Below are 13,280 nucleotides of genomic sequence, written 5' to 3'. Positions count from 1 at the left end.
TACAAATGGAGTTGCCTTTCACCATGCCGGACTTCAAGGATCGACCTGAATCTGCTCGACATGAACAGATCTTCTGCGGCCAATATTATGATGATATGGGCTGTACCGGTTTCCTGGGGGACCCGTCCAAGGATCGAATCTCGGTTCTGATGCTGGGGCTTTCGGACGGTGTGGCGCTGGCGCCGATCGCAGCCAGCACCAGAGTTGCCCATCTGTTGGCCGTTGATCTGGACGAGACCGCACTAGTTCGCAGCCTCGATAACCGGAACCGACTTGCAGCGCATATCGACTTTGACAGCGTGGTCGCTGATGCCGCGCACTTCCTGGACGTCACCCCCGACCGGTACGACGTCATTATTGTCGACCTCTACACCCAGAGCGGTTATGCCCCGATAGTGTTTGATCACGGGTTCCACCAACTATTGAAGAGCCGCCTCAACCCCTCGGTCATGTGGTATTCAACGCTTTTGGCGTCCCCATGAATCTGGACCCGTTCAACGGCCCTGCGCCCCAGGCTTGGCTCGCCCACTGCCTGAACGACAGTTGGGGCGACATTCATTACCTGCCCCACCGACGCAATGCGACGTTCATTATCGGCCCACCTCCATCAACCACACCACGCACCGCAGCTGCCCTAGAGTCTTTATGTGCCAGTGACCGGCTCTTCATGGACATCATGAGCCTTCGCCTGCGCTATCTGACACCCACGGTTATCCGTCACGCGCCGCTTGAGCCTCCGGCGCTGGACTTCGTCGGAATTGATCTCGAGGTGCACAAACGCTGGAAGGAGTCGTTACCGGCCTTATCGGCTCTGCTTCCAGCCTCGCTGAAGCTGAGCAAACCCAACGATCTTCGCGTGTTACTGGATGACCCGGACGCTTGCCAAGCGCTGCAAGAACGATTGTTGAAGGACAAGTCTTCGCTGCGTACCACGCTGGCGTTGCTGATCGCAGGCGAAGTCAACTTCTCGGACCGCGATATGTCATGGCTTCCCAACTGGGTCCTCGCGACACTGGAGAATAGCGTCGAGATCTACCCACGAGACTGGCTGGAGGGTTTACTTCCTTATGCCTATGGCGTCATTACCCACAGAACCCGGGGGATGTGACCAAAGTGGAAGGCTTTCGACGGGCGCTAGCCCGATTGTCACCGAGCACATGGCGGTCCGACGTTTCACCGAGCCGAGCGCCAAGCACGTAGCCGCGGTAATACGAGGTGGGTGTATGGTAGGCGTGAATTGGGGCAGTGGCTAGGCGGGTGTAGTTTGATATCAGCAGCTACTTTCTGTAAGCAGCCTCATGGCCCGAACGTCCCCTATTGGCCGATTTCTGCCTGTCACCAAGGGCAGCCATCGACCCCAAGCGGACATCAGAGGTGTCCGCGTTTCAGCTTGCGCCCATCTTCGAGCCAGAGCGTCAGGCGGTTGTTTCGACATAGGTCGGGTAGTCGATGTAGCCTTTTGCATCGCCGCCGTAGTAGGTCGCTCGGTCCGGCTCATTGAGAGGCCAACCGTTCTGAAAGCGAGCGACCAGATCCGGGTTGGCAATAAACGCTTGTCCGAACCCCACCAGATCGACAAGACCTGCTTCCAGTAATTGATTTGCGCTGTCCAGCGTCTGAGCGCCAGCAAGGATCAGCGCCCCGGTATCGAATACCTGGCGCAGCTTTTCAAGGGTGCGCTTGAAGTGTGTATTTTCTGCAAGAACCATGTCTTCGAGACGAAACCCTGATTGGTCCATCAGGTGGATGTAGGCGATCTGCCGCTTGGCCAGTTCGCGCCCCAGCTCAAGGTAAGTACTTTCGGTGTCCGCATAGGCGGGCATATCGAAAAGTTCGCCGTAAGGGGTGAATCGGATTCCGACACGCTTGGCGCCAATCTGCGCAGAGACGGCATCAATCACTTCCAACGTGAACCGCAAACGGTTTGCCAGAGGTTGCGACGAGTAACGATCATTGCGGTCGTTGACATTGGGGTTGAGGAACTGCTCGAACAGATAGCCGCTGGCTCCATGTAATTCCACGCCGTCAAATCCTGCATCGCGCGCATTCTGTGCGGCGATGACAAAGTCTTCAACGACACGCCCTATCTCGTCAGTGGCCAGTTGGCGCGGCGTCGAAGTGTAAAGGAATCCGGGATTACCCTCTTCGTCGTAGCCGAATGCACGAGCCTCGCGAGCGACTTTGCTACTGGCGCTGACGGGGGCGATGCCGTCTTTTTGAATGGAGGTGTGGGATACCCGTCCGACATGCCAGAGCTGGGCGAATATCGTTCCATCGGCCTCATGCACGGCATCGGTAGTCTTGCGCCAACCGGCGATCTGCTCAGCAGTGGAAATTCCCGGAATGTACAAGTAGCCCCGGCCTTCGCGAGAGATGGGTATGCCTTCGGAAATGATCAGGCCCGCGGTGGCGCGCTGGCGGTAGTAAGTTGCGGTCATGTCATCGGCTACATCGTCAGCTGCCCGTGAACGTGTAAGCGGGGGCATGACGATACGGTTGGGCAGGGCGAGGTCGCCCAGCGAATAGGAGTCGAATAAATCAATCATCATTTATTCCTGTAGAAGGGGAGTGGGCGCAGACCTGCGCTGGGGGATGCAGGCCATTACTCAAGGGCTTTTCAACAATCTGCCTGGCTTATGACGCCGCTTCCCCTCCTGCGATTGGCTTCCAGTTAGGCAATGGGGTCAGGAAGTGCAGATCGAAGCGTCGCTCAATGAAGGCCCAGCGGCCCTGGCGGCGTTCGAATGTGTCGTGATACAAACCGCTGATCTGGATCGGGCCCATTTCAATATGGGTACAAAGGCAGTCAACGGCGGCTCTTGCGGTAGCGGTATCACCGTCGATGTCGATCAATGCGTTAGCCATCCAGTGGTGCATGTGTGGCATGGCTTTCCAATTGGTGTGGGCCGACTCGACGATGGCTTCAACACCTTCGTAGCTGCCAAAAGCTGCGCCGAGGTCAAGGCGTGCGTCCTCATGCCAGATACCTCTGAGCAGACTTTCATCACGGGTGTCGAATGCCTGGGCGTATTCGGCGATCAGGCGGTCAAGGGCGAAGCGGGTTTCGATGGCTTCTACACGGCTTGCAAGGTCGTTATTGCTCATAAGGAATTCCTCGTGGGTAAAGGCTTAGAAATCGGTGGACGTTGAAAGCGCTCGCCAGCGGGAAAGCTCTGCCGCAACGAAAGCGAGCTTGTCTTCAACGACTTGCACCGCATCTGCGCCGGCGACGAACCGCAACGGCGGCTCTTTCTGCTCGACCAGTTTCACGACGGCAAGGCCGAGCTTGTCCGGATCACCGACTTGTTGGTGATTGCGCGCTTCGAACACCTCCAGGGCCCTGGTGCGGAATTCGCTGTAGTCATCCAGCGCACGGGTGCCGATTTTCAGCATGCGGCTGTCCAGAAAGTCGGTCCGAAAAGCCCCGGGTTCAACCAACGTGAGCTTGATGCCGAAATTGGCGATTTCCTGGGCCAGGGATTCGGAAAAGCCTTCGATGGCGAACTTGCTCGCCGAGTACATCGAGGCCCCGGAGACGCCTTTGAAACCACCGTTCGACGACATGTTGATGACATGCCCCCAGCGTTGTTTGCGCATCACCGGCAGCACGGCGCGGGTCACATTGAACGTGCCGAATACATTGGTTGCGAACTGTCGCTCGATGGCCTGGGGCTCGACTTCCTCGAAGGGGCCGAACTGGCCATAGCCGGCGTTATTGACCAGTACATCGATACGGCCGAATCGCTTGAGGGCGGCCTCGACCACCGATTCGGCCTGGGCGACATCCCGAATATCCAGCACGGCGACCAGGACCTGACCGTCGTAGCTGCCGTAGGTCTGTTCCAGTCGAGCAAGGTCCAGGTCTGTGGCGATGACTGAATCGCCGTTGTTCAACGCGGCCTTGGCGATACCCGCACCCAGACCACTGGCGCTGCCCGTCACCAGCCAGACACGTTCATTGGTTGGCTGGCTCATAGTGGCATCTCGGTTTTGACCCAGTTCAGAATCGAACTGTTACGCGGCGCCCAGCCAAGTTCCGCTCGTGCGCGTTTGGCGATCACTCGGCTGTTAGTCCCGAAGGTGTAATGCGCGTGCATTTCGCCCCAGTGTTTCGCCGCTTCTTCTACCGGCCATGATTGCACCGGGCCAAGTCCCATACGTTCGGCAAGCGCTGCACCGATCTCGGCGAATGAGGCTTCACCGTTTTCGATGAAATAAAACGCACCGGCCGGGGCTTTTTGCAGCGCCAGCAGGAACAATTCCGCAACGTCTTCGATGTGCACGTTGGACCAGCTGTTGACGCCTTTGCCGACAATACGTACCACTCCGGTTTCACGAGCACGGGCGATCAGGAAGGGAAGCTGGAAACTGTGGTCGGTCAGGCCGCCACCTACGCCATAGATGTTGCTGGGGCAGATCACGACGGTGCGGATGCCCTCGTTGGCGGCCTTCATCATGCGCAGGTCAATGTCGTAGCGTGGTTGTTTCAGCGCCTCGACGATAAACGGGGTGTCTTCATCGAAGATGTTGTCGCTCAGGTAGTTGCCTTGTGCGTCGTCGCCGATGATGCTCGAGCCGCTGGTATGGATCAGCACCTTATTGGAGCCTTTCAAGGCCTCGATAAAGGATTCGACGGCACCTGCGTGGTCACTGTTAGCCGCATCGATCACGGCATCGGCGTTACGTGCTTCAGCGACCAGCAGGTCGTGATCATCAAGACTGCCAATCACCGGTTCGATGCCAAGTGCTTTGAGTTGTTCGGCTTTTTTGGGTCGCGGACCAGGCCGCGGACGGCGTGTCCTGCCTTGATCAGGCGAGTAGCGACGCTACCGCCAACGAAGCCGTTGGCGCCGGTAAGAAAGATATTCATGGGGATAAGCCTTTTTGGTTGGGCAATAGTTGCCGGGATTGAATGCGTTGAGCGCTTCGCTCAAACGGTCAGTGCGAGTGCGCGCCATCAATGGGCGGCTGGGGGGATGAGTTTTAGAGGGCGTGCATCAATTGGGTTTGATGCGCTGCCAGTCACCCATTGCACTGAAAACAACCATAACCGCGAAAATCCATCGAAAAAACAGGCTCTGATTCCGTTCAGAGTTGACACTGGAGTCATCAATGGAGCTTTATAGCCATGGATTGGAGGGTAAATGGAAAGTTTGAGTGGCATCGGGGTTTTCGTGCAGGCAGCCGAAGCTCGAAGTTTTGTTGCGGCGGGGAGGATCCTGGGGATTTCTGCATCTGCTGTCAGCAAAAGCATTTCGCGGTTGGAGGAAAAGTTCGGGGTTCGACTGTTTCATCGGAGCACACGCAGCATCACGCTCACTGCCGAAGGCACACAATTTCTTGAGCGTTGCCGCCGCGTTCTCGCAGAGCTGGAGGCTGCCAGTGAGGAATTCTCTCAAAATGCATCGGCTCCCCAAGGGCCATTGCGAATCAGCCTGCCCATGATCGCAAGACCGTTTTTGCCGATTTTCGGTGAGTTCCAGCAGCTCTATCCAGATATACAGCTGGATGTCGAGTTCACCGATCGTTTGGTCGATGTCATCAGTGAAGGTTTCGATGCAGTGATTCGCAGTGGCGTGCAAAAAGACTCAGGCTTGTCGGCTCGCCCGCTGGGTACATACCGCATGCTCATAGTGGGCTCCCCTGACTACTTTGCACGACGTGGAGTCCCACTCTGTCCAGAGGCATTGCTCAAGCATTCGTGCATCCACTTCAGGTTCCCTAAGACCGGAAAATTACAGACATGGGTCTTGACTCGAGATGACCACCCAGTGGAGTTGGAGTTGCCGCGTTCAATGGTGTGTAATTCGGTGGAGGGACGTATGAGCTTTGCGCTGCAAGGGTTGGGAATCACCTACGCCGCTGATTTCGTTGTTCGCGACGCATTGGAGGATGGCCAACTGGTAGAGGTGCTCGGGGACTACACCAGTGAGGGCGGCCATTTCAATTTGCTCTGGCCTTCCGGTCGCCAAGTGACGCCGAAGCTGCGGGCTTTCATTGATTTTTTTCGGCGCATATGCCACTGACTCGTTAAGCAAGTCTACACCGCTCGACCTGCTCTATCGCGGAGCCCCATTCAGCTTTTCAGCGGATCTTCCTCGTGCATGATTGATCGAATTGCCAATGACTTTTTAGGTGCTCCCCCCGACGCTTGTTAACGACGCCGCATCGCCCAATCCTATTTATCGTTTCCGGCCATTTGTTGGGTGACCGCTCTTGGCCGATTGCAGTTACTCGGGGGGCATCATCACCGCCAGAGTCATCTTGATGAACTCTTCATTCTTTTCGATGGTATCCAGGGCGCCGCGAACATTCTCGGCTACGTCTGCTGATCCGCGCGCCTCTACCCAGTTCGACAGTTCCAGAATGGCCGCTTCAAGGGCGAGCTGGTTCTCGTTGATTTTGTACAGCAGGGAAGGGAGCAGGTCTGAGTTTGGCATCGCGATTCCTCTGTGGAAGATCGCAGCGTAGCAGGGGCGAAACTTGAGTGGGAAAGATGGGTTTCAGTTCGGCAGGACGCCGGAGGAGGGGGATGAATCTCGTACCAATTTTTGTACCAATGCATGCGTTTCGTGGGTGTTTCGTGTGTGGAGGAGGGTAGGTAAACCCCAATAAACATTGGGGTTTGCCACTTTAGAAAGCCCGGCAAAACCCATTTTTAATATTAGGAGTATGTGCCAGGAAAACGATAGGCGCCTGTAAACAAAGGCCGAAAAGTGAAAGATATTTAATGTTGTACCAATTTTGTATCACTCTGGCTTTCCAGCTTCTCGACTTCTGACCAGTCGGTAGTGGAGCTCAGCCAGCGAGCGTAAGTCGACAAAAGCACTTGAGCGCTGTGCCCAAACTGCCCGGCAATGAGCGCGGGTTCATGCCTGCCTGAGGCACATCGTAGCGCACGTGTGACGGCAGTTATATTGGCTGCGCGGCTTTATTTTAAAGGCTTCCAAGGCCTTGGCGAAGTGGCCGCCGGGTGTTGAAGATGAAAGGATGAACTCCGATGCGCCCGATGGCGCAAACACATCGGGCGACTACTTGCGTTTGCGATGGCGCTGCGTCAGTCGGGCATCAGCAATCTTCCTCGCCTCAGCCGACAGCACGCCGCTGCTCGACCGACCGTTCGTGTATGCATGGTGCTTGGGGCTGCTGGCAGGTTTGCACTGAGTGGTACAAGCGCGAGTGGAAGTTGGAATTCGAAGTCTTCGGTGGGAAAGCGCTGTGGCGGGGCGTTACTGGGGAGTCGTACAGGCGGGATGGAGCCATCGCAGGATAGTGGTAAATTGCCTCTATCCACGTTGAGCGATGCGAATTGATAAAATACAACGCACTAAATAAAGCAGGGCGTCTTGCCGTATTCTTCATGGCGCTATGTCTGCTCGGTCTACCCGCATTGCTGTTTCCATCCGATTCAAACTTTGACCTTGAAGGAAAGACTGTCGAGCATTTCAAGGGCACTTTCGTTCACGCTCAGTTCCCCAAAGGTGCGGGCGTGACACTTCTGACGAAGAGCCCAGAAACGGGGCACTACCTGGCCTTCTATATTGGAAGTCTGAGCATTTTGACCCGCAGAGACAGCCTGGTCAGCGGGGGAAGTATCGAGCTGACCCATATCGAGAAAAGAGTACTGACCTGCCAAATCAACGGCGTTCTGTCGTGCACTGCGCGCTGTTCAAACGCGGCCAGTTGCATTGCGCTGGAGCGGTCGGATACAGACATGTCCGTCAAACTTGTTCTGGTTATATTGTTTGTATTCGCTGTTCTCTTTGCCGTGCTGTCTTTGGTGCAACATCTACGCAGTAAGCCATCGGTTGCTGCGGGGCCTTGACTCGACAGAGCCCAATCCGCCCGCCGGGCTCTTTCGTTTCTGGCGCCTGGTGCAACAGGGCAGGCCTTTCCATAGGAGTGACCTTCATGAGGTTTGTCGTAGGAGTGTTGGCTCTGGCGCTACTTTCGAGTTTTCGATTGAGAAGACTAAATCGATGATCACTGACTACGACCCGGTCAGCGACGAAAAGGGCCTGACACAGACAATGTTTTCCTCTGCGCAACTCTATCCAGTAGAAGAGACAAAGGCAGCCAAGGAGGCCTCTGTGATGCAATTTTCCAAGTTTTTCAGAGTCTTGTGTATTGATGCTCAGAAGGCGAAACGCCAAGCAAATCGGGGAGGAGAGTAATTAGTTTGGGGGGGTTGATAGGGCTGGATTGACTCACTTTTGCTGGTTGCTAGAGGCGTCGGGTTTGCGTTTGATCAGGGGCACAAGCATTGCGACGCGTTGTCTGTACCGTCGGTAGTCTTCTCCGAACAGTTCTACCAGGTCTCTTTCTTCCAGATGAACCCCGATGAGGATGTACAGGGTGCTTAGCGCGGCAAACAACAGGTGCCCGGCGGTCATGGACGGTGTCGCCCAGAACACGATGAGAAACCCCAGGTACAAAGGGTGGCGCACCAGTTTGTAGAGCAAAGGCGTTTTGAAGGTGGGGTTTTCCGGCTTGGGCGAGCGCCAGGCATCGAGTGCCTGCTTTATGCCAAGCAATTCGAAATGGCTGATCAGAAACGTAGCGAGCAATATCACGCCCCAGCCGATCCAGAACACGCCGGTGAGCATGCCTTGAGTCCAGGCAGATTCCAGGCGCCAGATCGACGCACGGATGGGTTGCCAGAGCCAGAAAAGCAGCACAAGCACCAGACAGGTGACCAGCACATAGGTCGCGCGCTCGATCGGTGCCGGGATGAAATGGGTCCACCACTGTTTGAAACCCTTTCGCGCCATGCCGCTGTGTTGTACGGCAAACAGCGTAATCAACAAGGTGTCGACGAGGGTGGCCAGGCGCCAGTCGAGGCTGGGACCAGAGTCGATGTCTTTGGGCACGCCGATGCCTGAGAGAAAGCCCATCAGGTAAAGCGCAGTAAGCAGAAAACACAGGTAACAGCAGAGGCTGTAAAGCAGGCCCGCCACTTTTCCGGTGGAATGACTCAAACGATGTTCGGGTAGGTCTTGCGGCTTCATGGACGACTCCTGGCGAGTGAGCCATTTGTATCCGGTTGCCTTGCTGGCGTCTGTAGGGCGTTTATCTTTCAGTGTGTACTTAATTCTGAAATTCGCTGCTGGTTTGTCCGATGGCCGCAGGCGTTTCATCCAGCGTGCGGCCGATAACAAAAAGCCCCGCTAAATAGCGGGGCTCTGTTTGTACGCCAAACCAGTGGAATTAGCTGTGCAGGGTTTCGGCTGCGTATAGAGTGTTTTCCAACAGGCAGGCACGTGTCATCGGGCCGACGCCACCCGGTACCGGGGTGATCCAGCCGGCGCGGGGCAGGGCGGTTTCGTAGATTACGTCACCGACCAGTTTGCCGTCTTCCTGACGGTTGATGCCGACGTCGATCACGATCGCGCCTTCCTTGATCCACTCACCCTTGACCAGGCCCGGCTTGCCGGCAGCAACCACGACCAGATCGGCGCGGCCGACGTGGCCTGCCAGATCCTTGGTGAAGCGGTGGGTGACGGTGACGGTGCAGCCCGCCAGCAGCAGTTCCATCGCCATTGGACGACCAACAATGTTGGAGGCACCGACAATCACTGCGTCCATCCCGTAAAGATCCACACCGGTGCTTTCCAGCAGGGCCATGATGCCTTTAGGGGTGCAGGGGCGCAGCAGCGGAATGCGTTGAGCCAGGCGACCGACGTTATAAGGGTGAAAACCGTCGACGTCTTTATCCGGACGAATGCGTTCCAGCAATTTGGACGCGTCCAGGTGGGCAGGTAAAGGAAGTTGAAGCAGAACGCCGTCAATTGCCGGGTCGTCGTTCAGGCGATCGATCAGATCGGTCAGTGCTTCTTGAGTGGTTTCAGAAGGCAGGTCGTAAGCCTGGGAAAGGAAGCCGACCTCTTCACAGTCTTTACGCTTGTGCGAGACATAAACCTGAGAGGCAGGATCGCTGCCGACCAGAATCACCGCGAGGCCGGGGGTGCGCAGGCCTTGCTGGCGACGTTCGGCAACTCGTTTGGCGATCTGCTGGCGCAGGCTGGCGGCGATCGATTTGCCGTCGATTAGTTGTGCAGTCATTGCGCGTGGTTAACCATCGAGAGGGGAAAAAAGAGAGCGCATTCTCGCATGCCAAGAGGTGAGGGCAAAGGCGCTTGGTCTGCAAATTCCTCTAAGCCCTTTAATTAAATGAATTTTTTTAAAAAGGATTTGACTGCCTTTGGGGCGCTCTATACTATTCGTCGCACTTGTCGGGCACAGCCTAGCACTGGATGAGAAGGTCGAGCGGGATTACGGTTCTGCAAGACTGGAAGCACTTAGTTTGTAGTCCTCCAAGAGTACAGATTAATAAGGCGCCCGTAGCTCAGCTGGATAGAGCATCCGCCTTCTAAGCGGATGGTCGCAGGTTCGAGTCCTGCCGGGTGCGCCATTAGGCAGCTTTGGCACAAGTAGCGCAGCACATGGTGGTTGTAGCTCAGTTGGTAGAGCACGGGATTGTGACTCCCGTTGTCGAGGGTTCGATCCCCTTCGTCCACCCCATATTTTAAAAGGCGCCAGATTAATAGTCTGGCGCCTTTGCTTTAAAAGCTTCAAGCGCGGATGTGGTGGAATTGGTAGACACACTGGATTTAGGTTCCAGCGCCGCAAGGTGTAAGAGTTCGAGTCTCTTCATCCGCACCAAATACAGCTTCACTCAGGCCGTTGGCTTGAAGGGGGCGCAGCAAGGAAGTTTTTTGGCTTCTTTGTGAGGCAATATGGTGGTTGTAGCTCAGTTGGTAGAGCACGGGATTGTGACTCCCGTTGTCGAGGGTTCGATCCCCTTCGTCCACCCCATATTTCGAGAGGCGCCAGATTTAACAGTCTGGCGCCTTTTTTGTTTTAGCGGTTCGAGTGATCAGCGGCTGCAGGTTCTGGGTCGCAGGGGCGGGGTGTTTCGTCGTATTTATGTTTCTCGATGATGCCGCGCCACCCGCCGGCCTTGCTCGCAAGATCGGCTGTCAGGGAGATAATTGGCAACTTCTTCTATATAGAAGGGTTGGTGCAGAGCCCTGGTTTCATTGGCTGTATTTGCTAACAGGGCGAGGCGCAACCGTTTGTCCCTCGCCTATAAATTGCCTGCTGCTTTTTTACCCGTTTTCAGTAGGGTGACTTCTTGAGTTTGACCCACTAGAATGCATGCCCTTGATTCTGGGGTCGGAAACGGCCGGCTAACGTCTGTGCAACGAGGAATATCCATGCAAGTTTCTGTTGAAAATACTTCTGCTCTTGAGCGCCGCATGAGCATCACCGTGCCGGCTGAGCGCATCGAGACTCAGGTCAACAAGCGTCTGCAGCAGACCGCGCAAAAGGCCAAGATTGCTGGCTTCCGTCCAGGCAAAGTGCCAATGAGTGAAATCAAGCGTCGCTTTGGCGCTGATGCACGTCAGGAAGCCGTAGGCGATGTGATCCAGTCCTCCTTCTACGAAGCTGTTGTTGAGCAGAAGCTGAACCCGGCTGGCGCTCCTTCGATCGAGCCTAAGTCGATCGAAGCTGGCAAAGATCTGGAATACGTCGCAATTTTCGAAGTGTTCCCGGAGTTCACTGTAGCCGGTTTCGACGGTATCGCCGTTGAGCGCCTGAGCGCTGACGTGGCTGACGCTGATCTGGACAAAATGCTGGACGTGCTGCGCAAGCAGAACACCCGTTTCGAAGTGGCCGATCGCGCTGCTCAGAACGACGACCAACTGAACATCGATTTCGTTGGCAAGGTTGACGGCGAAGTGTTCGCTGGCGGTTCCGCCAAAGGCACTCAGCTGGTTATCGGTTCCGGCCGCATGATCCCTGGTTTCGAAGACGGTCTGGTTGGCGCTAAAGCCGGCGAAGAGCGCGTTCTGAACCTGAGCTTCCCAGAGGACTATCAGAACCTCGACCTGGCTGGCAAAGCCGCTGAGTTCACCGTTACCGTGAACACTGTTTCCGAGCCAAAACTGCCAGAGCTGAACGAAGAATTCTTCGCTCAATTCGGCATCAAGGAAACTGGTCTGGAAGGCTTCCGCACCGAAGTTCGCAAGAACATGGAGCGCGAACTGCGTCAGGCGATCAAATCCAAGGTCAAGAATCAGGTAATGGACGGTCTGCTGGCCACCAACCCGATCGAAGTGCCTAAGGCTCTGCTGTCCAACGAAGTTGACCGTCTGCGCGTGCAGGCTGTTCAGCAGTTCGGCGGCAACATCAAGCCTGACCAACTGCCGGCCGAGCTGTTCGAAGAACAAGCCAAGCGCCGCGTTGTTCTGGGTCTGATCGTGGCTGAAGTGGTCAAGCAATTCGACCTCAAGCCAGACGAAGCCCGCGTTCGCGAAATGATTCAGGAAATGGCTTCGGCCTACCAAGAGCCTGAGCAGGTTGTGTCCTGGTACTACAAGAACGACCAGCAACTGAACGAAGTCCGTTCGGTTGTGCTGGAAGAACAAGTTGTGGATACTGTTCTGCAGAAGGCTAACGTGACCGACAAATCGGTCTCTTACGAAGAAGCAGTCAAGCCGGCAGAAGCTCCACAAGCCGACTGATCGCTTTTTGCGGTAAGAAGTAATCACCATAAGCCAGCCTTCGTGCTGGCTTATGCGTATTCAAGACATAACTATTTGGGAGTGACTGCAGAGCATGTTCCGTAATTCGTATATTCAGCAGAACTCTGATATCCAGGCCGCAGGCGGCCTGGTCCCGATGGTTGTCGAGCAGTCTGCTCGTGGCGAGCGCGCTTACGACATTTACTCGCGCCTTCTCAAGGAGCGAGTGATCTTTCTGGTTGGCCCGGTAGAGGACTACATGGCCAACCTGATCTGTGCGCAACTGCTGTTCCTTGAAGCGGAAAACCCGGACAAGGACATCCATCTCTATATCAACTCCCCGGGCGGTTCGGTGACGGCGGGCATGTCGATCTACGACACCATGCAGTTCATCAAGCCAAACGTGTCGACCACCTGTATCGGTCAAGCGTGCAGCATGGGCGCGTTCCTGCTGACGGCCGGTGCCCCTGGCAAGCGTTTCTGCCTGCCGAACTCGCGCGTGATGATTCACCAGCCATTGGGCGGTTTCCAGGGCCAGGCGTCGGATATCGAAATCCATGCCAAGGAAATCCTCTTCATTCGTGAGCGTCTCAACACGCTGATGGCCAAGCATAGCGGGCACACTCTTGAAGAAATCGAGCGTGACACCAACCGCGATAACTTCATGAGTGCAGAAGCTGCGCGTGAGTATGGGTTGATCGATGAAGTGATCAGCCAGCGCCCCGCTTAAAATAAGCAGCTCAAAATAGGCTA

General features: G+C 55.7%; 13 protein-coding genes, 4 tRNA genes and 1 pseudogene. 11 read left to right on the top strand and 7 right to left on the bottom strand.

Annotation, left to right across the window (positions count from 1 at the left end; genetic code table 11):
- The first annotated feature begins 23 nt into the window (after positions 1-23).
- Both RHM58_RS30885 and RHM58_RS30880 read left to right on the top strand, forming a co-directional pair.
- Complete coding sequence (locus tag RHM58_RS30885) at positions 24-482, top strand: hypothetical protein (RefSeq protein ID WP_322269039.1); 459 nt, start codon at positions 24-26, stop codon at positions 480-482.
- On the top strand, positions 479-1,108 hold the full coding sequence (locus RHM58_RS30880) for a hypothetical protein (protein WP_322269038.1): 630 nt from the start codon (positions 479-481) through the stop codon (positions 1,106-1,108). The genes RHM58_RS30885 and RHM58_RS30880 overlap by 4 nt, the downstream gene beginning before the upstream one ends.
- Positions 1,109-1,415: 307 nt before the next feature.
- Here RHM58_RS30880 and RHM58_RS30875 read toward each other — a convergent pair whose 3' ends face one another.
- The 4 genes and pseudogenes from RHM58_RS30875 to RHM58_RS30860 all read right to left on the bottom strand — a co-directional run bounded on the left by RHM58_RS30875 (position 1,416) and on the right by RHM58_RS30860 (position 4,870).
- The gene (locus RHM58_RS30875; protein ID WP_416195282.1) at positions 1,416-2,546 is read right to left on the bottom strand and encodes an alkene reductase; all 1,131 of its coding nucleotides are present in this window, start codon (positions 2,544-2,546) and stop codon (positions 1,416-1,418) included.
- Positions 2,547-2,634: 88 nt separating this feature from the next.
- Positions 2,635-3,105, bottom strand: a complete 471-nt coding sequence (locus tag RHM58_RS30870) for a nuclear transport factor 2 family protein (protein WP_322269037.1) — start codon at positions 3,103-3,105, stop codon at positions 2,635-2,637.
- Positions 3,106-3,129: 24 nt separating this feature from the next.
- Complete coding sequence (locus RHM58_RS30865; protein ID WP_322269036.1) at positions 3,130-3,975, bottom strand: SDR family NAD(P)-dependent oxidoreductase; 846 nt, start codon at positions 3,973-3,975, stop codon at positions 3,130-3,132.
- A pseudogene (locus RHM58_RS30860) lies at positions 3,972-4,870 on the bottom strand (NAD-dependent epimerase/dehydratase family protein). The gene RHM58_RS30865 and the pseudogene RHM58_RS30860 overlap by 4 nt, the downstream one beginning before the upstream one ends.
- 274 nt (positions 4,871-5,144) lie before the next feature.
- Here RHM58_RS30860 and RHM58_RS30855 point away from each other — a divergent pair.
- Positions 5,145-6,026 (top strand): LysR family transcriptional regulator, encoded by an 882-nt coding sequence (locus tag RHM58_RS30855; RefSeq protein WP_322269035.1) that lies wholly within the window; start codon positions 5,145-5,147, stop codon positions 6,024-6,026.
- 204 nt (positions 6,027-6,230) lie between these two features.
- On the opposite strand, the gene RHM58_RS30850 is transcribed toward RHM58_RS30855, so the two are convergent.
- On the bottom strand, positions 6,231-6,440 hold the full coding sequence (locus RHM58_RS30850) for a hypothetical protein (RefSeq protein WP_322269034.1): 210 nt from the start codon (positions 6,438-6,440) through the stop codon (positions 6,231-6,233).
- Between the two features lie 869 nt (positions 6,441-7,309).
- Here RHM58_RS30850 and RHM58_RS30840 point away from each other — a divergent pair.
- Entirely contained in the window at positions 7,310-7,825 is a 516-nt protein-coding gene (locus RHM58_RS30840; RefSeq protein ID WP_322269033.1) for a hypothetical protein, read from the top strand.
- 154 nt (positions 7,826-7,979) lie between these two features.
- On the top strand, positions 7,980-8,174 hold the full coding sequence (locus tag RHM58_RS30835; RefSeq protein WP_322269032.1) for a hypothetical protein: 195 nt from the start codon (positions 7,980-7,982) through the stop codon (positions 8,172-8,174).
- A 33-nt stretch (positions 8,175-8,207) separates the two neighbouring features.
- Here RHM58_RS30835 and mddA read toward each other — a convergent pair whose 3' ends face one another.
- Positions 8,208-9,008: a methanethiol S-methyltransferase gene (gene mddA / locus RHM58_RS30830; RefSeq protein ID WP_322270926.1), complete on the bottom strand. Its 801-nt coding sequence runs from the start codon at positions 9,006-9,008 to the stop codon at positions 8,208-8,210.
- Positions 9,009-9,207: 199 nt separating this feature from the next.
- The gene (folD, locus tag RHM58_RS30825) at positions 9,208-10,062 is read right to left on the bottom strand and encodes a bifunctional methylenetetrahydrofolate dehydrogenase/methenyltetrahydrofolate cyclohydrolase FolD (RefSeq protein WP_201197050.1); all 855 of its coding nucleotides are present in this window, start codon (positions 10,060-10,062) and stop codon (positions 9,208-9,210) included.
- 272 nt (positions 10,063-10,334) lie between these two features.
- Here folD and RHM58_RS30820 point away from each other — a divergent pair.
- From RHM58_RS30820 to clpP, 6 genes are all read left to right on the top strand, one after another.
- Positions 10,335-10,411: transfer RNA gene (locus RHM58_RS30820), tRNA-Arg, on the top strand.
- A 34-nt stretch (positions 10,412-10,445) separates the two neighbouring features.
- Positions 10,446-10,521 (top strand) — tRNA-His (locus RHM58_RS30815).
- Positions 10,522-10,577: 56 nt separating this feature from the next.
- A tRNA-Leu gene (locus RHM58_RS30810) sits at positions 10,578-10,662 on the top strand.
- 77 nt (positions 10,663-10,739) lie between these two features.
- Positions 10,740-10,815: transfer RNA gene (locus tag RHM58_RS30805), tRNA-His, on the top strand.
- Positions 10,816-11,216: 401 nt separating this feature from the next.
- A complete protein-coding gene (gene tig / locus RHM58_RS30800) occupies positions 11,217-12,527 on the top strand; it encodes a trigger factor (protein ID WP_201204718.1) in 1,311 nt (436 codons plus the stop codon).
- A 94-nt stretch (positions 12,528-12,621) separates the two neighbouring features.
- Positions 12,622-13,257 carry an ATP-dependent Clp endopeptidase proteolytic subunit ClpP gene (gene clpP / locus RHM58_RS30795; protein WP_054053844.1) on the top strand — a complete coding sequence of 212 codons (636 nt, stop codon included), beginning with the start codon at positions 12,622-12,624 and terminating at the stop codon, positions 13,255-13,257.
- Positions 13,258-13,280: the final 23 nt, after the last annotated feature.

This window comes from Pseudomonas sp. 10S4, assembly GCF_034344865.1.
Lineage (GTDB): Bacteria > Pseudomonadota > Gammaproteobacteria > Pseudomonadales > Pseudomonadaceae > Aquipseudomonas.
The sequence above is the reverse complement of the archived record's forward strand: the minus strand, read 5'-3'. Positions and strand labels throughout refer to the sequence as shown.

Bases quoted from the DNA above. Each gene is read 5' to 3' on its own strand.
- RHM58_RS30865 (WP_322269036.1), bottom strand. From the start codon at position 3,975: ATGAGCCAGCCAACCAATGAACGTGTCTGGCTGGTGACGGGCAGCGCC.
- clpP (WP_054053844.1), top strand. From the start codon at position 12,622: ATGTTCCGTAATTCGTATATTCAGCAGAACTCTGATATCCAGGCCGCA.
- tig (WP_201204718.1), top strand. From the start codon at position 11,217: ATGCAAGTTTCTGTTGAAAATACTTCTGCTCTTGAGCGCCGCATGAGC.
- RHM58_RS30875 (WP_416195282.1), bottom strand. From the start codon at position 2,546: ATGATTGATTTATTCGACTCCTATTCGCTGGGCGACCTCGCCCTGCCC.
- RHM58_RS30880 (WP_322269038.1), top strand. From the start codon at position 479: ATGAATCTGGACCCGTTCAACGGCCCTGCGCCCCAGGCTTGGCTCGCC.
- RHM58_RS30870 (WP_322269037.1), bottom strand. From the start codon at position 3,105: ATGAGCAATAACGACCTTGCAAGCCGTGTAGAAGCCATCGAAACCCGC.
- folD (WP_201197050.1), bottom strand. From the start codon at position 10,062: ATGACTGCACAACTAATCGACGGCAAATCGATCGCCGCCAGCCTGCGC.
- RHM58_RS30885 (WP_322269039.1), top strand. From the start codon at position 24: ATGCCGGACTTCAAGGATCGACCTGAATCTGCTCGACATGAACAGATC.
- RHM58_RS30835 (WP_322269032.1), top strand. From the start codon at position 7,980: ATGATCACTGACTACGACCCGGTCAGCGACGAAAAGGGCCTGACACAG.
- RHM58_RS30850 (WP_322269034.1), bottom strand. From the start codon at position 6,440: ATGCCAAACTCAGACCTGCTCCCTTCCCTGCTGTACAAAATCAACGAG.
- mddA (WP_322270926.1), bottom strand. From the start codon at position 9,008: ATGAAGCCGCAAGACCTACCCGAACATCGTTTGAGTCATTCCACCGGA.
- RHM58_RS30855 (WP_322269035.1), top strand. From the start codon at position 5,145: ATGGAAAGTTTGAGTGGCATCGGGGTTTTCGTGCAGGCAGCCGAAGCT.